Genomic DNA, 18,336 nt, shown 5'->3' on the forward strand with positions numbered 1-18,336 from the left:
CGAATTGGGCGGGCTGCTGCTTGGATACCGACGCCGGCGGCGGAGGAGGAGGAGGAGGAGGAGGAGGAGGAGGAGTCCTAGGCGCCGTAGCTCGGTTCGCGCTTCTTGACCCAGCCGATGGCGAGCGTGGTCAGCGGCACGAAGGCGAACTCCACGAGGGTCTTGTAGAGGAAGCCCACAAGGACGTAGTTCACGAACATCGCGGCGTCGGTAATTCCGATCACGGATGCGGCGATGCTGCAGAAAATCAGGGTGTCCACGAACTCACCCGCCACGGAGGAGCCCATGATGCGCGCCCACAGGGACTTTTCCCCGGTCCGCGCCTTCATCTTCACGAGGATCCACGAGTTGATGGTCTGGCCGGCGAGGAAGGCCAGCAGCGATGCCAGCACAATCTGCGGGACCGGTCCAAGTGCGCCTTCCAGAGCTGCTTGCTTGGAGGAACCGTATTCGTCGTCGAACCCCGGCAGGGCGATGATGACCCAGTAGCAGAGCGACGCGAAGACGGACAGCGCAAAGCTGGTGATGATGGCCTTGCGGGCCACCTTGAAGCCGTAGACCTCGCTGATGACGTCGCCCAGGATGTAGGCCAGCGGAAAGAGGAAGAAGCCGCCATCGGTAATGACGGGGCCGATCGCCACGCCCTTGGACGCACCGATGTTGGACAGGATCAGCACCACGGCCATGACGGCGAGCATGATGCCGAAATATGGGGAGCCGATCGAGGCGAACCTCGGCGCGGCTGACGCCGGGAAGGTCTTGGCGGAAGTCATGGGCATTCCATTCATAGTGGTTCGCTCGGCGGCCCGCACCCGCAAGGGGAACACGCTGGGCGGCCGGCTGTATTAGCACTGGACGGCCCCGGTGACACAAGCCGCCGGAACCGCCTCCATTCTCGCACCCGGCGGTGCGTGCCCGGCGGACAGGGCGGTGGTCTGGGGGCACGGTGGGCCGCGGGTTCGCCGCAAACGCGCCGGGTCGCCGTAAATATACGGCGACCCGGCGCGTTACCGGCGAATTCGAGGACGAGCCCCTGACAGCGCCGCGGTCTGGGCCCTACCGGCGAGAGGCGTCGATGAGGTCCTTGTCCTCGTCCCTGCCACCGTCGCCCGGACGAGCAGCCGCGCCGTCGCCCGGACGAGCAGCCGCACCCGGCGCCCAGGCGTGGCCCTGCTCGTGGTCCAGGTGCGTGGACTTCTTGTTCTTCAGCGCGAAGATGTAGACCAGCAGGGAGATGCCGATGGCCACGGTGACGTAGGTGAAGAACAGCTCTTCCTGCCCGGCCTTCTGCAGGGCCGCGCCGATGAGCGGGACGGTGCCGCCGAAGAGCGAGTTGGCGATCGCGTAGCCCAGGCCCACGCCGAGGGCGCGGATGGACGCGGGGAAGAGCTCGGCCTTCACCAGGGCGTTGATGGAGGTGTAGCCGCCCACGATCAGCAGACCGCCCATCATCAGCAGGAACGCGGTCATCGGATCCTTGGTCCCGGCAAGGGCGGAAAGGAGCGGCCAGGTGAACAGGACGCCGGTGATGCCGAACCACAGCAGCAGTGGTTTGCGGCCCACCTTGTCCGAGATGATGCCGTAGACCGGCTGGAGCAGCATGAAGATGAACAGTGCCCAGAAGTTGATCACCGACGTGTCGGTCTTGGCGATGCCGGAGGTGTCATTCATGAACTTCAGGATGAAGTTGGTGTACGTGTAGAACGCCACCGTGCCGCCAAGAGTGATTCCGATGCAGATCATGAGCGGCTTCCAGTAGCTGGTGAACAGCAGCTTCATGGTCCCGGGCTGGGCCTGGCCGGGAACCGCGGGGGCCTTTGCGGCCTCGATCTGTTCGGCCGAGACGGTTTCTTCCATGGAGCGACGCAGCCACAGGACCACAAGGGCCGCGACGCCGCCGATCGCGAACGGGATCCGCCAGCCCCACTCGGTCAACTCGGCCTTGGGCATCGCGTTCTGCAGGACCACGAGGACCAGCAGGGCCAGCATCTGGCCGCCGATCAGCGTGACGTACTGGAAGCTGGAGAAGAAGCCGCGGCGCTTGGAGGTGGCCGCCTCGGACATGTACGTGGCGCTGGTGCCGTACTCGCCGCCCACGGAGAAGCCCTGGATCACACGGATGAGGACCAGCAGGATCATGGCCCACAGGCCGATCACGTCCTGGGTGGGCAGCACGGCGATCGCGAAGGAGCCCGCGGACATCATGGTCACGCTCAGCGTCAGCGCGGCCTTGCGGCCCTTGCGGTCGGCGTACCGGCCGAAGAACCAGGCACCGATCGGGCGCATCAGGAACGACGTCGAGAACACGGCCATCGCCTCGAGGCCGGCCTGGAGCTCGTCCTTGGAGTTGAAGAAATGCGCCTGGAAGTAGGCCGCGAAGACGGTGTAGACGTAGAGGTCGTACCACTCGACAAGGTTGCCGGCCGAGCCTTTGAGGATGTTGCCGACGGCTTTCCGGGTCTGGGCCGCTTCGGTCAGTTGGGTGCTCATCAATGAACCTTCCTGGATCCGGCGCCGCCTGTAAGCAACACCGTCCGCCACCTTAGTCCGCGTGATCCGGAACACTCAGGTTTTGTTCATACTGTTCATGGAATGCTTGTTCATGAGCACAATGCGGGCGGCTTCGACGCAATGGCAGGATGGGACCATGACTTCTACCGCATTCGATTCCGCCGCCTTGACTGCTTCCGACACAGTTGCCGCCCCAGCCTCCGACGCCGTCTCTTCCCCCGCCGTCGCGCTGACCATCGCAGGCTCCGAAGCGACCGGCGGCGCCGGCGCGCAGGCTGACCTGAAGACGTTCCAGGAACTCGGCGTCTTCGGGATCGCGAATCTGACCTGCATCGTGTCCTTCGACCCCAAGGACAACTGGAACCACCGTTTCGTCCCGGTGGATCAGCAGGTCATCGCCGACCAGCTGGAAGCAACGACGGCGGCCTACGGTGCCGCGTCCGGCGCGGCCGCTGTGCTGGACACCGTCAAGATCGGCATGCTGGGCAGCCCCGCGACGATTTCGACCGTGGCCGCGGCGCTGGCGGATGGGCAGTTCGCCAACGTGGTGCTGGATCCGGTGCTGATCTGCAAGGGCCAGGAGCCGGGCCACGCCCTGGACACTGACCAAGCGCTGAAGGCCCACATCCTGCCGCTGGCCACCTTCGTCACGCCGAACCACTTCGAGGCCCAGTCGCTCTCCGGGCTGGAGATCACCGACGTCGAGTCCCTCAAGGCGGCCGCGGTCCGCATCCACGAGATCAGCGGCGCCGCGGTGCTGGCCAAGGGCGGCGTGCGCCTGGTTGGCCCCGACGCCGTCGACGTCTACTACGACGGCGAAACCCTGGAAGTCCTCTCAGCCCCGAAGGTGGGCGAGGTGGCCGTCTCGGGCGCCGGGTGCTCGCTGGCCGCGGCGGTGACGGCCGAGCTCGCCAAGGGTGCGACGCCGCTGGCCGCCGCCCGAACGGCGAAGGCGTTTGTGACCGCCGGCATCCGGAACCGGGTGGCCTCGGGCGCCCCGTTCGATGCCTTGTGGCAGGGCGGTCCGCGCTAACGCCCTAAACCGCCGAGTTCGCCGGAGTCCCTCCAATTCGCCGGAATATTGCGGCGAGTTGGAGGGCTTCCGGCGATCTGGGCCCCCCGTGGGCCGCCCGTCAGCGCGGGTCCGAGACCTTCCCCATGAAGAGCGGGAGCCCGGTCTCGAGGTGGACGATTTCGTATAGGAACGGCCGGTCGAAACGGATCATCTTCATCGGGACCGTGCCGCTCACCGCCTGCGCGTTGATCTGGGTCACGGCGGCGGCAACGGTGCCCTTCTCCGCGACGGTGATGCTGGCGGACTGCCCGGCCTGCGTGATCATGAGGCCGGACTGGATCGAATCGAAGTCGGACTCGGTTTGGAGCATTTCCCGCAGCCCCAGGGAACCGAAGACCTTTCGCAGCTCAAAGTTGCTCTTCTGGTCCCACCTCGGCAAGTAGAGCTGCGTCGGCGACGGGGCCGCGGAGTCAAGGGCCCCGGCAGCATCCGCCAAGACCTCTGCCCCGGGCGCGGCAGCCCCGGAATCCGGCAGCACGAGCCGCATCACGAAACCCTCGGCGTAGGGCAGCTGCACTGCCTGCCAGCCCGCACCCTGAACTGAGACAACGTCCTGAACGCCGGACATGGTGGGGACGGAAACCTGCCTGCCGTCCGCCGTTGTGAAGGGCAGCTCGGCGGTGTCGGCCGGGTCGAAGGGGACCTCCCAGGCCGAGGCGAAATACACCGCATTAAGCACGCTGAAGGTATTTTTGCGATCGTACTCCGCGGGCGCTTTCTTGATCCGTCCGCCGGTGTTCTTGTCCACCCAGGCGTCGATCGCGGGTTTGGTGGTGGCCTCGTCCATGAAATCCACCGGGTACACGCCGGTCCCGTAATACCGGGCGAGGGAGCGTAGATAGCTCTGTCCGGTGGGCACACCCTTGTCCACGAACAGGCCGTTTGCACTGCGCAGGACCGGCCTGCGCGGAGGGTCCTTTTCGTCCACCGCGCCGGGATCGCCGTCGAAAGCGTCGAGGGATGCGAGCATCGCGTTCATGGCTTCGTCGCGGTGGTCCGCGGGGAGCCCCAGCACCTTGTCCATCTCGGCAGCCGTCTTCCCGGTCGCCCCCGCCCGCAGCATGGCCAGGGCAACCAGCAGACTGCCCGGGGACGCAACCACATTGCCGATTCCGGGGTCGCCGCCGTCTGCCAGGAGGGCGGCGCCCAGCTTCCGCGCCGACACCCGAAGCTTAGCCAGCTCTGCCGGGTAGGCGGACCGTTCCACCGAAACTCGTTCGACGCCGTCGGCCTTCAACAGCGCCGGCGGCGATGCCGAGCAGGCCGTCAAGGACAGCGCCGCTGCGGCAACGGCCGCAACAATCCGTGCCGAAGACTTCTGTTTCATCGCGCTCCCCAAGGCCCGCACAACAGCGACAGTAAAACAGCGGGGGTCCGCCTAGGGCCAGTCAAGCACCGGGCCCGGCAAAGCGCGACCACGCATGAGTCACGATTTGACGGCGTTTTCTCAATAAACGCCAGTCCCGGCCCGTCCACCCGCGTCGCGGTGCCCAGTTCGCCGGAAGCGCTCCAGTTCGCCGGGAACCTCCGGCGAACTGGCAGGTTTCCGGCGAACTCGACCCGCGTCAGCGCCGGGGGACGTTCCGCAGGTTGCTCCGTGCCATGCTGACGGCCTCGCCGGCGCCCCGGTTCAGGACCACCTTGGACATGGCCGTGGCGAAGCCCAGGACCTGCGCGCCCTTGATCTTCGGCGGGAGGGACAGCGCTTTAGGGTCCGTGATGAGTTCCACGAGCGACGGGCCGGGGTGGGCGAAGGCTTCCCGGTACGCTGCCTCGATGCGGGACGGATCCGTGACGCGCTCGGCGTGGAAGCCCAGGGCGCGGGCAACGTCCGCGTAGTTGGCGTCCGGGACGTCGACGCCGAAGTCGGGGAGCCCGTCCACCAGCATTTCGAGTTTCACCATGCCCAGGGTGGAGTTGTTGAAGACCACCACGTTGACGGGCAGCCGGTGCGCGGCGACCGTGATGAGCTCGCCCAGCAGCATGGACAGGCCGCCGTCGCCGGAGACCGAGACCACCGGCCGGCCGGGGTAGGCCAGTTGGGCGCCGATCGCGTGCGGCAGCGCATTGGCCATGGACCCGTGCAGGTACGAGCCGATCAGGCGGCGGGTGCCCAGCGGGTTGATGTACCGGGCGGTCCAGACATTGCACATGCCGGTGTCCGCCGTGAAGATGGCGTCCCTCGCCGCCACCTGGTCCAGCAGCGAGGCCGCGTATTCCGGGTGGATCGGCTGTTTCGTCCCGACGTTCCGGGTGTACGCCCCCACGGCCTTGTTCATGAGCCGGTCGTGCTTCTTCAGCATCGCATCCAGGAAACGGCGGCTCTTCTTGGCCTTGACCAACGGCATGAGGGCGGCAAGGGTGGGGAGGACGTCGCCGTGCACTGCAATGTCGACGTCGGTCCGCCGCCCGAGTTTGTGCGCGGCCCGGTCCACCTGCGCCGTCCGGGTTCCGGGGAGGAACTGGTCGTACGGGAAGTCGGTGCCCAGCAGGATCAGCAGGTCCGCGTCCTCGATGCCCTCGGCCGCGGCGCCGTAGCCCAGCAGCCCGGTCATGCCGATGTCGTAGGCGTTGTCGTACTGCATGAAGTCTTTGCCCCGAAGCGAGTGTCCGATCGGCGCCGCGATCAGCCCGGCGAGCGCAATCACCTCGTCGTGCGCGCCCTCGACGCCGGCACCGGCAAAGATGGCCACCTTGCCGGCGGCGTTGATGGCGTCGGCCAGTTCCTGCACACTCGCGGGGTCCGGCATCAGCGTCGCCGGCCGGAAGGTTGCCGGCGCCGGCGTCTCGGCCGTCGCCTCCAGGCCGGCGATGTCGCCCGGAAGGGTCACGACGGCGACGCCCCGGAGGCCGACGGCGTGCTGGATGGCACTGTGCATGACCCGGGGCGCCTGCTCCGCGGTGCTGATCAGCTCGGAGTAGACCGAGCATTCGTTGAAGAGCCGGTCCGGGTGGGTTTCCTGGAAGAAACTGCTGCCGATCTGCTTGCTGGGGATGTGCGAGGCGATGGCCAGCACGGGCGCCCCGGAGCGGTTGGCGTCGTACAGGCCGTTGATCAGGTGCAGGTTGCCGGGCCCGCAGGAGCCGGCGCACACCGCGAGCCGGCCGGTCAGCTGGGCTTCCGCCGCCGCGGCGAACGCGGCCGCCTCCTCATGCCGGACATGGATCCAGTCGATGCCGCCCTGTTGCGAGCCGCCGGTCTTGCGAACGGCGTCGACGATCGGGTTGAGGCTGTCCCCCACAATCCCGTAGATCCGCTGCACGCCGGCAGCCTGGAGTTGTTCGATGAGCTGGGTGGCAAGTTCCTTGGCCATGGGCGCACGCTCCCGCGAGATGGATCGATGAGCTGACACAGGCCAATATAGTCCGCGCCCCTGTCAGCCACATCCAGGGAACGCCGCGCCGGCTGATCTGAGGGAGCGTCCCGCCAGAAACCGCAGGACCTGAGGGAGCGTCCCGGGAAAACCTGCAGAAGCTGAGGGGAGGTCAGTTCCCCGAGTGCGCCTGCAGGAAGGAGTAGACCTCGGTCTCGTCCACGCCCGGGAAAGCGCCCGGCGGCATGGCGGCCAGCAGGTGGGAGTGGGCCCGGGCGGAGGGCCAGGCGTTCCCGGCCCATTCTGCGGTCAGCGACGCCGGCGGGCGGCGGCAGCAGCTTTCGTCCGGGCAGGTGGACTTGGACCGCTCCGTCGTGTCCCGGCCGCGGAACCACTTCACATGCGCATACGGGACACCCACGGAGAGCGAGAACTCCCCGTTTGCGGAGCGTTCCGTCCGGGCCGTGCACCAGTACGTCCCGGCCGGGGTGTCGGTGTACTGGTTGTAGGCGCTGAATTTATCCGCGACGTCGAACACCACCCGGGACGTCCAGTTCCGGCACGAGAACTGGCCCTCGATCGCGCCGGTGTGGTCCTGCGGGAACGTCACGCCGTCGTTCTCGTAGGCCTTGTAGATGATGCCGCTCTTGTGCGTCTTCTGGAAGTGGGTGCGGATGCCCAGATGCTGCGTGGCGAGGTTGGTGAAGCGGTGGGCGGCGGTCTCGTAGGACACGGCAAAGGCGTCCCGGATGTCCTCGACCGCGATTTCCTTGGCCTGCTTGGCCTCCTGCAGGAATGCCACGGTAGCCTGCTCGGGCAGCATCAGTGCCGCGGCGAAGTAGTTTGTGGCCACCCGCTGCATCAGGAAGTCCCCGTAGTTGTTGGGGGTCTGGTGGCCCAGGACGTAGTGGCCCAGCGCCTGCAGCAGCACCGAACGGGGGTCGTGGTCGCTGCGTGCGTTCTGCGTGAGATAAATTCGGCGGTTCTTAAGATCCGTCACCGAACGCGTGGAATGGGGGAGGTCGCCCACATGGTGGAGGCTGAATCCGAGGTGCCCGGCAATGTCCGAGATGACATGATGCGACAGTGGACCGCTCGTGTGGCCCACCGAGGCCAGGACCTTCTGCGCTTCAGCCTCGTACTCGGGGAAATAGTTGTTCCGCTCACGCATCATCGCCCGCAGTTCACCGTTCGCGCGGCGGGCCTCCTCCGGCGTCGCCACCTGCTCGTTGAGCCGGCGTTCCAGCTCATGCTGCAGCCCCACCATCGACTCCAGCACATCCATCGGAAGCCGCGAGCTGATGCGGATTTTCGGCAGGTTCAGGGACTCGTAGATGGGGCTGCGCTGGTACCGTTCCAGCTCGATCTCCAGTGCCGCGCGGCGGTTGGGCGGCTCGGCGCCGAGGAGCTCGTCGATGCTGACCCCAAGGGCCGCGGCGAGCTGCTGGAGCAGGCCGAGCTTGGGCTCGCGCTTGCCGTTTTCGATCAGGCTCAGCTGGCTCGGGGCGGTCCCGACGGCGGCGCTCAGGTCATCGAGCGTCAGTCCGGCGGCCTTGCGCAGGTGGCGGACCCGGCGGCCCATGCTGATGACATCCACCTCCGGCGCTGCGGGCGCGGAAGGAGAGAGAGCTTGGCGGTTCCAGCTGGCTGAGTGCATTTCTTGAGAATACGCGAAGAAGTGCGTTTCTTTCCATAGTTTCGGTCTAGTAACCCCTCGGAAAGTGAAGAAAAGTAGATCTCACGGAAAGATTCGCAACCGGAACAACCGGCCAGGATCTGCAGAGACGCAGACTGGCCGGGCCCGGCCCCACCAAGGAGACAAAGATGACTGCAGCATTTGAGCCCACCCAGCAGCCGTCCGGCCAGGACACAACAGAGCAGGCCGCCGCACTGGAGCTCGAGTGGGCCGCCAACCCGCGCTGGGAAGGTGTGACCCGGGACTACAAGGCAACGGATGTCATCCGCCTCCGCGGCCGCGTCTCCGAAGAACACACCCTCGCCCGCCGAGGCTCCGAAAAGCTGTGGAAGCAGCTCACCGAAGAGCACAAGACCGGCGGCTACACCAACGCCCTTGGCGCCCTGACCGGCAACCAGGCCGTGCAGCAGGTCAAGGCCGGCCTCCGCGCCATCTACCTCTCCGGCTGGCAGGTCGCCGCGGACGCCAACAACTCCGGCCACACGTACCCGGACCAGTCGCTCTACCCCGCCAACTCGGTCCCCACCGTGGTCCGCCGCATCAACAACGCCCTGCTCCGCGCCGACCAGATCGAGTTCTCCGAGGGCATCCAGAGCGTCGAGGACTGGCTGGTGCCGATCGTGGCCGACGCCGAGGCCGGCTTCGGCGGCCCGCTGAACGCCTACGAGCTGATGAAGTCCATGATCCAGGCCGGCGCTGCGGGTGTTCACTGGGAGGACCAGCTCGCTTCGGAAAAGAAGTGCGGCCACCTCGGCGGCAAGGTCCTGATCCCCACCCAGCAGCACGTCCGGACGCTGAACGCCGCCCGGCTCGCCGCCGACGTCGCCGGCACCCCGTCGGTCATCATCGCCCGCACCGACGCCGAGGCGGCCACCCTGATCACCTCCGACGTCGATGAGCGCGACCAGGAATTCATCCTCCGCGAAGGCGGCCAGCCGGTCCGCACTCCGGAAGGCTTCTACAAGGTCCGCAACGGGATCGAACCCTGCATCGCCCGCGCCAAGGCCTACGCCCCGTACTCCGACCTCATCTGGATGGAGACCGGCACCCCGGACCTGGAGCTGGCCCGCAAGTTCGCCGAATCCGTCAAGGCCGAGTTCCCGGACCAGATGCTCTCCTACAACTGCTCGCCGTCGTTCAACTGGCGCAAGCACCTGGACGACGCCACGATCGCGAAGTTCCAGCGCGAACTCGGCGCCATGGGCTTCACCTTCCAGTTCATCACCCTGGCCGGCTTCCACGCCCTGAACTACTCGATGTTCGACCTCGCCCACGGCTACGCCCGGGAAGGCATGAGCGCGTACGTCGAGCTGCAGGAGAAGGAATTCGCCTCCGAGTCCCGCGGCTACACCGCAACCAAGCACCAGCGCGAAGTCGGCACCGGCTACTTCGACGACATCGCCACCGCGCTCAACCCGAACGCGTCCACCCTGGCCCTGGTGGGATCCACAGAAGAGGGCCAGTTCCACTAATCCCCGCCCACGGTGAGCTGTTGATTCCGCTCACCCGAAGGCACGACGGCGGCCGGCACCCATGGCGCCGCTGCCACCGGGGGCCGGGAAAGGTAATCCGGAAGCGTGCGTAAAAGGGGCCCTGTCCCCGCCCGGCCGAGCTCTGCGAGGCCTGGGGCGGGGATGGGGAATAGCACGCGGAGGATTGCCTTTTTCGGCCCCAACCAGCCCCGACCGCCGTCGACCTTGCTTCTCCGAGGAGAGATTTGAAATGAACAGCTTCACTGACAACTTCACTATCAACGGGATCACGTTGACCGCGCAGCCGATTTGCCGGCAGAGCGAGGTCCTGACGCCGGACGCGCTGGCGTTTATTGCCAAGCTGCACAAGGCCACGGCCGGGCGCCGTCGGGAGCTGCTGCAGGGACGGCAGGAACGCCGCCAGCAGATCTCCAAGGGCCAGGACCCTCGGTTCCTGCGCGAGACCGAGTCCGTCCGCAACGACCCGAACTGGCGCGTCGCTCCGCCGGCCCCGGGCCTGGAGGACCGCCGCGTGGAGATAACCGGGCCGGTCGATAAGAAGATGACCATCAACGCGCTGAACTCAGGCGCCAAGGTGTGGCTCGCGGACATGGAGGACTCCTCCACCCCGTCCTGGCGCAACGTGATCCAGGGCCAGCTGAACCTGACGGACGCGCTGGAACGCAGGATCGACTTCACGTCAACCGACGGCCATAACAGCAAGGAGTACAAGCTGCGCCCGGCCGGGGAATTGCCCACCGTGGTGGTCCGTCCCCGCGGCTGGCACCTGCCGGAAAAGCACATGCTCATCGACGGCACGCCAGTTGCCGGCGGGCTCGTGGACTTCGGCCTGTACTTCTTCCACAACGCCCGCCGCCTGATCGCCCAGGGCAAGGGCCCGTACTTCTACCTGCCGAAGATCGAGAGCCACCTCGAGGCGCGGCTGTGGAACGACATCTTCGTCCTGGCGCAGGACTTGCTGGGCATCCCGCAGGGCACCATCCGCGCCACGGTGCTGATCGAGACCATCACCGCGGCGTTCGAAATGGAGGAGATCCTCTACGAGCTCCGGGACCACGCCGCTGGCCTGAACGCCGGCCGCTGGGACTACATCTTCTCCCTGATCAAGAACTTCCGCACCCGGGGACCGCGCTTCGTGCTCCCGGACCGCGGCCAGGTCACCATGACCCAGCCTTTCATGCGCGCCTACACCGAACAGCTCGTCCGGGCCTGCCACAAGCGCGGCGCCATGGCGATCGGCGGCATGGCCGCGGCTGTCCCCAACCGCAAAGACCAGGCTGCCAACGCGATCGCCTTCGAGAAGGTCCGCGCGGACAAGACCCGCGAGGCCGGCGACGGCTTCGACGGCTCCTGGGTGGCGCACCCGGACCTGGTGCCGGTCTGCCGCGAGGTGTTCGACGCAGTCCTCGGCGAGCGCCCGAACCAGCTCGAGCGCCTCCGCGAGGACGTCACGCCGGACGACCGTGCGCTCCTGGACATCTCCGCTACCACCGGGACCATCACCGAACAGGGCATCCGGAACAACATCGAAGTGGGGATCCGCTACATCGAGTCGTGGCTGCGCGGCAACGGCGCGGTGGCCATCCACAACCTGATGGAGGACGCCGCCACCGCGGAGATCTCCCGCTCGCAGCTGTGGCAGTGGATCTTCGCCCGGGCCATCACGGACCACGGCGATGTGGTCACCCGGGAGTGGGTGGAGGACATGCTGGACGAGGAATTCGCCAAGCTGGAGCGCTTCGAGGGGGACCGTTTCGCCGACGCGCGGGACATCTTCGAGGAAGTCACCCTCAGCAGCGAGTTCCCGGCGTTCCTGACGCTGCCGGCCTACGACCGCTTCCTGCATGAGGGGCGCGACGGCGCCGACGTCGCCGCCGGGGACACCGCGCTGGTTCCGGCGTAGGACTCCGCGTCCCGGGCAACCGGGTCCGCACAGATTTCCGTTGGCTGGGCTGCCAGGCCCTTCGCAACAGGCACCCCGAAATCCGGGTGGCAGTCCAGCAACGGAATATCACCACGTACTCGACAACGGCGTCGAGATGACAGGTAAGGCCCATGTTTCTCGCGAACATGGGCCTTATCTGTCATCTCGGGGTGAAGGCACCCCTGTATGCGACAGCGAATCAGTGTGGTTTCGGCACCCGGCGCAGGGACAGCGCGGTGCCCAGGATGAACGCGGCCACGGAGCACAGGATCATCAGCAGCGGTCCGGTCCAGGCGCCGGTGGTCCCATGGACATAGCCCAGCAGGGTCGGCGCCACTGCCCCGAAGGAGTATCCCGTGCCCTGGACGACGGCGGACATCCGGGCCGCCGAGGCCTGGTCCCGCGCCAGCCGGATAATGGCCAGGAAGATCAGGGTGATGCCGCCGCCCTGGGCCACACCTCCGAAAGAGCACCACAGCCACCACAGCTCCGGCGCGAGCAGCAGGCCCACGGGTACGGTGAGCCACAGCAGCCCCAGGGCGAGGCCTACCGCCGTCGTACTGGCGAACCGGGCCGCCAGCGGCACGCCCAGTCCGCCGACAATGGCCAGGATCTGGAAGAGCGAGGACCCTGCCCCGGCGGCCGCGGGCGCCATGCCGAGTTCGTCCGAGAGCAGGCTCGGCAGCCAGGCGGTCACTCCGTAGTAGGAGAACGCCTGCCCGGCGAACCCGAAGGTCAGCGCCGCCGTGATCCACCGGGAGGTGAGCTTGCCGGGCCGCCGCGGGTCTGCCGCGGGGACGGCGGCAGGAATGAAGGCCCGCCGGCCAACCGCGATCACCCACACGGCGGCGGCCGCGACCGCGAAGAGGCCACTCGCGGCAATCGCGGGCCGCCAGCCCAGGAGTTCAGCCAGCGGCGCCGACACCATGGAGGTCAGGAACGAGCCGATATTCAGCGCCGCGGTGTAAGTGCCCATTGCCGCACCCTGCCGGGCGGGGGTGAAGTCACGCCGGATGATCAGCGGGACCACGATGTTGCCGATCGTGATGGCGACGCCGAGGATCACCGTGCCCAGCATGACCAGGGCTCCCCCGCCGGCCGAGCGGACCACGACGCCGAAGAGCACGCCGAGCAGGGTCAGGGTGATGGCGAACTCGGGCCCCAGCTTGCGCCCGGCCAGCGAGGCCAGGGGCGCGGCCAGGGCAAAGCACAGCACCGGGATGCCGGTCAGGAATCCCAATTCCACCGGGGTGAACCCGAGATCGTCCTCCAGTTGGGCGATCACCGGGGCGACGGCCACCAACGGGCCGCGCATGTTCAGCGCGATGAGTCCGATCGCGAGCATGAGGAGCCAGCCGCGCGGTTCCCGGGCCAGATTGCTCATGGGGTGGGCCGGTGCGCGGCGGGCGGGCTGAAATATGATTTCATCAGTCCCATTGCTATCACGGGCCCCTGCCGCGCCCGCGGAATGTGACGCTGCCCGGGACACCCCTGCCGGGCGCGCTGCTTCCCGGGACACCCCTAGCCCGTGGCCTGCAGGGTCGCCTCAATGACGGCGGGTGAGAGCACGTGCTGCGTGACCATCTGGCTGGCGCCGAGGATGGCGGCCTGGTCGCCGGCCCGGGACACGCCGATCCGAAGATGCGTCGTGGCCAGCGGCAGCGAGCGCCGGTAAACCACTTCGCGGACGCCGGCCATCAGATGCTCTCCGGCCTGGCCGAGGCTGCCGCCGATCACAATCACCGAGGGGTTCAGGAGGTTCACGACCGTGGAGAGGACGTCGCCGAGATCCCGGCCGGCCTGCCGCAGCGCCTGGATGGCCTGCAGGTTGCCCTCCGCGACGAGGCGCAGCACGTCGCCGCCGTCGTGCGCCGGCAGGCCCTGCTGCGTCAGCGTCTTGGCGACGGCGGGCCCGGACGCCAGGGCTTCGAGGCACCCGTAGTTCCCGCAACGGCACAGCACGTCATCGCCGCGCGGAACCCGGACGTGTCCGAGGTCGCCGGCCGTCCCGTTCGCTCCGCGCTGGAGCTGGCCGCTGCTGATGATGCCCGCCCCGATGCCGGTGGCCACCTTGATGAACAGGAAGTTTTCGTCGTCGGGCCAGTGCGCCGTGCGCTCCCCCAGCGCCATGATGTTCACGTCGTTGTCCACCAGGACCGGCACCGGAAGGGACCGCTGGACATGACGGACGACGTCGAACCCGTCCCAGCCGGGCATGATCGGCGGCTTCACCGGCATGCCGGTGGCGTGTTCCACGGGTCCGGGCAGCCCGATCCCGGCGCCGGCCAGGTCCGCGGCGCCGCGGCCGGCCCCGCCGAGCAGCTGCAGCCCTTCCTCGACCACTCGGTCCAGGACAACCACCGGGCCGTCGGCGACGTCCTGTGCCAGCCGGCGCTCCGCGAGCACTTTTCCGTTGAGATCGGTCACGGCGATGATCACATGGGTGGCGCCGACGTCGACCGCCAGAACGACGCGGGCGGCCGGGTTGAAGGCAAAGCGCGACGGCGGGCGGCCGCCGCTGGAACTCGCCTCCCCCGCGGGGCCAACGAGCCCGGAGACCATCAGCGCGTCGATACGGGACGCAACGGTGGACCGGGCCAGCCCGGTGGTCAGGGCCAGTTCCGCGCGGGTCCGGGCCTTGCCGTCGCGCAGGAGTTGGAAGAGGTCTCCGGCGCGGGACAGGCTGCCGCCGACTTCGGGGGCTGGGGGTTCGGTGCCGGGGGGCGTACTCATGAGTAAGTGATAGCACGAAGATCTTCTGCATGTCACGCTTCACAAAGTTTGACACGTAGTTTTCAACTTTTGCTTGACGCCCGGCAAAAGTGTCTCTAGCTTTGGCTGTGAGCCAGATCACCGGCCTGGGCAGCCTGGCTGCCAGTGGCCGGTTCCGGGACTACGAAGGGGTATGAACGAACTTGTCGAGCCAAGAACATGCGTCGCCGGCGCCGCTGGGCGTGGGGATCCTGGGTGCCGGCCCCGTCACGCAGGCGATCCACCTCCCGTCCCTCGCCAGGCTGCGGGACATCCTGGAAGTCCGTCACATCATGGACGTCGACCCGGCGGTCGCCGAATCCGTGGCCGCCCGGGTCGGGGCCCGCTTCAGTACCAACATGGAGGAGCTGCTGGCGGATCCCGCGGTCGAAATCGTCGCGATTTGCAGCCCCCACCAGTTCCACGCCGTCCAGGTGATCGCCGCCTGCCGTGCCGGCAAGAAGGCTGTCCTGTGCGAAAAGCCCTTCGCCATGAACGGCGAGGAAGCCGCGGCCATCGCCGCCGTGTCCGCCGAAACGGGGGTGCCGATCGTCGTCGGCGCCATGCACACCTTTGACCCGGGCTGGCTGGCGGCGGAAGCGGCGTGGGGCAGCCTGCCGGAACAGGTCCACACCGTCCGGTCCTCGATCGTCCTGCCGCCCAACCCCCGCTTCGAGGACTTTGCGACCGAGATCGTGGGCCGCGGCCCCGCGGCGCCCTCCGCCGCCGGCAAGGCTTCCGGCCCTGATTCGGCCGCCGTGAAAGCCACGCTGACCGGCGGCGTCATGGGCCTGGCCATCCACGACCTGCCCCTGGTCCGCCTGTTCGCCCCGGATTTCCGGGATGTCGAGGTCCTGCACGCGCAGACCGTCCTGCCGTTCGGCTACGTCATCTCACTGCGGGCCGGCGCGGTGACCATCGAACTCCGCGCCGCGATGAACGGCACCTGGGAACCGTCCTGGACGTTCGAGGCCATCGGTGACGACGCCTCCCTGTCTATCGACTTCACTCCGTCCTACGTCCACGCCGGCTCGGCGACCGCCCGGATCCGGACCGCCGCCAGCACCACGGTCCTGGGCCCCTTCGGTCACAACGGCTACGAGGGCGAATGGCGCAAACTCGCCCAAATCGCCAACGGCACCGGAACGGCCCCCGGCCCGGAGACGCTGATCCACGATCTGGAATTCGCCCTCGCGATCGCCGACGCCGCCGCCGCTTGCGTCGATGCCGGCGACGCCGCCTACGCGGAGGCCAGCGCATGAGCACCCCGCTGATGACAACGCCGCTCCTGGTCCAGGCCGGACCGGACGCCGAACGGGCCGGCACCGTCGGCGCCGTCATCGCATCCCTGCCGGTTTCCTTCGCCCCGGCCGACGGCGGGCCGGACGTCGTCGCCCTCGCCGGCACCGCCGGCTGGACCGCTGCCGCCACCGAAGCGGTCCGCAGCGGAGTCCGCGGCGTCGTCGTCGTTGATCCTGTGGCGGAAGACCCCGCGGCGCTGGCCGCGGCAGCCGCCGGGGCGGGCACCGCGGTGGTCCTTGACCAGACATGGGCGTCAAACCCCATCCTCACGGAGTCCCGGGCCGCGGTCCGGACGGCCATCGCCGACGCCCTGGCCGACGCCGTGCTGCTGGACTCCGTGGCGTGGGGCGTCCCCGGAACCGACCCGGAGGTGCTGCTCACCCGGCATCTTGGCGCGGTCCTGGCCGTCGGTGTCGAGCTGAAAGACCTTCGGGTCATCCAGCGCAACGCCAACGGCTACACCGTGATCGGCAGCCTCCCGGGCGGGGCGCCGGCGGCCCTGCAGGGCATCACCACGTCCTCGCTCCCCGCGACGGCCACAGTTTCGGTCCTGACCTCGACCGGACGGGCGGACATCACCCTCCCGGACGCCTCCGCAGGCTGGCCGGCGGAGGTCCGGTCGGTCACCGCCGCCGGGGCCACCACGTTCCCCACCACCTACGAATCGGCCCACCGGCACAGCTGGAAGCGGCTCCGCGCCGCCGTCGACTCCGGCGCCCCGGAGGCCGACCTGGAACGGTTTGCCGCCTTGACGGACCTCGTCGGGAAGCTCCACGACTCACCGCGTTCACCGCAACAACCGCACTAACTGCCCCATCTGCACTGCCAGCCTCATCTGCACTGCCAGCCTCACCTGCACTGCCAGCAAGTCCTTCCGCATCAACTCACTGTCGAGAAGACCGTCCGCGACGCCGCGGCCCGGTCATGAAAGGAAATCATCGTGACGATCAAGTCCTCTGTTACCTCCACCGCATTCTCCCGCCGGGGATTCCTGGGCTTCGCCGCAGCCGCGGCCAGCGCACCGCTCCTCGCAGCGTGCGGCGGCGGCTCCGCATCCCAGTCCGGGGGCGGCAGCGGCGTCATCAAGTTCTGGGACATGCCGTGGGCCACGCCGGCCTACAACGACGCCGCCAAGAAGATCGCAGAGGGCTACGCACCGGCGTCGGGCAACCTCAAGGCCACTTACCAGACCATCCAGTGGAACAACTTCTACCAGACGTTCTCCTCGGCCATCGCCTCCAAGACCGGACCGGCGGTATCCACCGGCGGCGGCTTCCAGGCCTTCCAGTTTGAGCAGCAGGGCCAGATCGCCTACGCGGACAAGGTCGTGGAGGAGCTGAAGAAGAACGGCATGTACGACGACTTCCTGCCGGGCGTCCTGGATCCCTTCAAGTCGGACAAGGGCTACGTTGCCGTCCCATGGCAGCTGGACATGCGCGTGTTCTGGTACCGGAAGTCGCTGTTCGAGAAGGCCGGAGTGGCCCTCCCCACCGACTGGCCGACCCTGCTGGAGGCAGGCAAGGCCCTGAAGAAGATCGGCGCCTTCGGCTTCACCACCGGCTCCGGTGCCGGCAACAACTACGGCAACCACTCCATGATCATGATGATGGTGAACAACGGCGGCGGCGTGTTCAATAAGGACGGCGAACTGGACGTCATGAACGACCGCAACGTCGAGGCCATCGAGTTCGTCTCGGAACTCGTCTCCAACGGCATCGTGGACCCCGCCGCGGTCAGCTACACCACCGACAACATGTCCGCCCAGTGGAAGGACAAGAAGGCAGGCTTCGGCCTGTTTCAGGTCAACGTCCCGCAGCGCGTCGGCGACACCTCGGGAGACCTTCTTGTCGCGGACCCCATCACGGGCCCGCACGGGGACAAGGCCACGATTGTCTTCCCCAACAACATCATGATGTACACAAACACGCCCTCGCAGGCATCGTCCGAGGCCTTCCTGGTCGCCTACCTGGGGCAGTTGAAGCAGCTGTGGCAGCAGAAGCTGATGTCCGCCCTGCCTGTGTTCAAGTCCATCACCGAGCTCCCCGAGTTTGCCAACGACCCCAACAACGTCAAGATCGTCAAAGAATGGCAGCCCATCGCCAAGACGTTCGCCTCGCAGGGCAACACGCTCAATGCCAACCTTGCCGTGCTCGACGGCGGCCAGGCCCTCAACCAGTTCACCCAGACCATCCTCACGGGCAAGACCGACGCCAAGTCCGCACTGCAGACGTTCCAGTCCGGACTGCAATCCGTCCTGAAGAAGTAAGCGG

The 18,336-nt window shown here is 67.6% G+C and carries 13 protein-coding genes; 6 read left to right on the forward strand and 7 right to left on the reverse strand.

Features of this window, described 5'->3' with window-relative positions; genetic code table 11:
- Positions 1–77: 77 nt before the first annotated feature.
- A complete protein-coding gene (locus C560_RS0118280; protein ID WP_155855828.1) occupies positions 78–773 on the reverse strand; it encodes a queuosine precursor transporter in 696 nt (231 codons plus the stop codon).
- 283 nt (positions 774–1,056) lie between these two features.
- Entirely contained in the window at positions 1,057–2,490 is a 1,434-nt protein-coding gene (locus C560_RS0118285; RefSeq protein WP_026539285.1) for an MFS transporter, read from the reverse strand.
- 157 nt (positions 2,491–2,647) lie between these two features.
- On the opposite strand from C560_RS0118285, the gene C560_RS0118290 reads away from it, so the two are divergent.
- The gene (locus tag C560_RS0118290) at positions 2,648–3,544 is read left to right on the forward strand and encodes a hydroxymethylpyrimidine/phosphomethylpyrimidine kinase (RefSeq protein WP_051533271.1); all 897 of its coding nucleotides are present in this window, start codon (positions 2,648–2,650) and stop codon (positions 3,542–3,544) included.
- Between the two features lie 100 nt (positions 3,545–3,644).
- On the opposite strand, the gene C560_RS0118295 is transcribed toward C560_RS0118290, so the two are convergent.
- The 3 genes from C560_RS0118295 to C560_RS0118305 all read right to left on the reverse strand — a co-directional run bounded on the left by C560_RS0118295 (position 3,645) and on the right by C560_RS0118305 (position 8,557).
- Positions 3,645–4,913 (reverse strand): serpin family protein, encoded by a 1,269-nt coding sequence (locus tag C560_RS0118295; RefSeq protein WP_043423406.1) that lies wholly within the window; start codon positions 4,911–4,913, stop codon positions 3,645–3,647.
- 238 nt (positions 4,914–5,151) lie between these two features.
- Entirely contained in the window at positions 5,152–6,900 is a 1,749-nt protein-coding gene (locus C560_RS0118300) for a pyruvate dehydrogenase (RefSeq protein ID WP_026539288.1), read from the reverse strand.
- A gap of 172 nt (positions 6,901–7,072) precedes the next feature.
- On the reverse strand, positions 7,073–8,557 hold the full coding sequence (locus C560_RS0118305) for a helix-turn-helix transcriptional regulator (RefSeq protein ID WP_026539289.1): 1,485 nt from the start codon (positions 8,555–8,557) through the stop codon (positions 7,073–7,075).
- A gap of 167 nt (positions 8,558–8,724) precedes the next feature.
- Between C560_RS0118305 and aceA the strand changes: the two genes are divergently transcribed.
- Both aceA and aceB read left to right on the forward strand, forming a co-directional pair.
- The gene (aceA, locus tag C560_RS0118310; RefSeq protein ID WP_026539290.1) at positions 8,725–10,068 is read left to right on the forward strand and encodes an isocitrate lyase; all 1,344 of its coding nucleotides are present in this window, start codon (positions 8,725–8,727) and stop codon (positions 10,066–10,068) included.
- Positions 10,069–10,318: 250 nt separating this feature from the next.
- A complete protein-coding gene (aceB, locus tag C560_RS0118315) occupies positions 10,319–11,992 on the forward strand; it encodes a malate synthase A (protein WP_026539291.1) in 1,674 nt (557 codons plus the stop codon).
- 220 nt (positions 11,993–12,212) lie between these two features.
- On the opposite strand, the gene C560_RS0118320 is transcribed toward aceB, so the two are convergent.
- A complete protein-coding gene (locus C560_RS0118320) occupies positions 12,213–13,397 on the reverse strand; it encodes an MFS transporter (RefSeq protein WP_026539292.1) in 1,185 nt (394 codons plus the stop codon).
- Positions 13,398–13,534: 137 nt separating this feature from the next.
- Complete coding sequence (locus C560_RS0118325; protein WP_026539293.1) at positions 13,535–14,746, reverse strand: ROK family transcriptional regulator; 1,212 nt, start codon at positions 14,744–14,746, stop codon at positions 13,535–13,537.
- Between the two features lie 182 nt (positions 14,747–14,928).
- Between C560_RS0118325 and C560_RS0118330 the strand changes: the two genes are divergently transcribed.
- The 3 genes from C560_RS0118330 (at position 14,929) to C560_RS0118340 (ending at position 18,332) form a co-directional block, all read left to right on the forward strand.
- Positions 14,929–16,026 carry a Gfo/Idh/MocA family protein gene (locus C560_RS0118330; RefSeq protein ID WP_026539294.1) on the forward strand — a complete coding sequence of 366 codons (1,098 nt, stop codon included), beginning with the start codon at positions 14,929–14,931 and terminating at the stop codon, positions 16,024–16,026.
- Positions 16,023–16,874 (forward strand): hypothetical protein, encoded by an 852-nt coding sequence (locus C560_RS0118335; RefSeq protein WP_231494392.1) that lies wholly within the window; start codon positions 16,023–16,025, stop codon positions 16,872–16,874. Before C560_RS0118330 ends, C560_RS0118335 begins: the two co-directional genes overlap by 4 nt.
- A gap of 132 nt (positions 16,875–17,006) precedes the next feature.
- Positions 17,007–18,332, forward strand: coding sequence for an ABC transporter substrate-binding protein (locus tag C560_RS0118340; RefSeq protein WP_026539296.1), 1,326 nt, complete (start codon positions 17,007–17,009; stop codon positions 18,330–18,332).
- Positions 18,333–18,336: the final 4 nt, after the last annotated feature.

The organism is Arthrobacter sp. 9MFCol3.1 (assembly GCF_000620385.1).
Lineage (GTDB): Bacteria > Actinomycetota > Actinomycetes > Actinomycetales > Micrococcaceae > Arthrobacter.

Coding starts and splice junctions, on each gene's coding strand:
- C560_RS0118320 (WP_026539292.1), bottom strand. CDS start 13,397: ATGAGCAATCTGGCCCGGGAACCGCGCGGCTGGCTCCTCATGCTCGCG.
- aceB (WP_026539291.1), top strand. CDS start 10,319: ATGAACAGCTTCACTGACAACTTCACTATCAACGGGATCACGTTGACC.
- C560_RS0118300 (WP_026539288.1), bottom strand. CDS start 6,900: ATGGCCAAGGAACTTGCCACCCAGCTCATCGAACAACTCCAGGCTGCC.
- C560_RS0118335 (WP_231494392.1), top strand. CDS start 16,023: ATGAGCACCCCGCTGATGACAACGCCGCTCCTGGTCCAGGCCGGACCG.
- C560_RS0118285 (WP_026539285.1), bottom strand. CDS start 2,490: ATGAGCACCCAACTGACCGAAGCGGCCCAGACCCGGAAAGCCGTCGGC.
- C560_RS0118290 (WP_051533271.1), top strand. CDS start 2,648: ATGACTTCTACCGCATTCGATTCCGCCGCCTTGACTGCTTCCGACACA.
- aceA (WP_026539290.1), top strand. CDS start 8,725: ATGACTGCAGCATTTGAGCCCACCCAGCAGCCGTCCGGCCAGGACACA.
- C560_RS0118325 (WP_026539293.1), bottom strand. CDS start 14,746: ATGAGTACGCCCCCCGGCACCGAACCCCCAGCCCCCGAAGTCGGCGGC.
- C560_RS0118305 (WP_026539289.1), bottom strand. CDS start 8,557: ATGCACTCAGCCAGCTGGAACCGCCAAGCTCTCTCTCCTTCCGCGCCC.
- C560_RS0118295 (WP_043423406.1), bottom strand. CDS start 4,913: ATGAAACAGAAGTCTTCGGCACGGATTGTTGCGGCCGTTGCCGCAGCG.
- C560_RS0118280 (WP_155855828.1), bottom strand. CDS start 773: ATGACTTCCGCCAAGACCTTCCCGGCGTCAGCCGCGCCGAGGTTCGCC.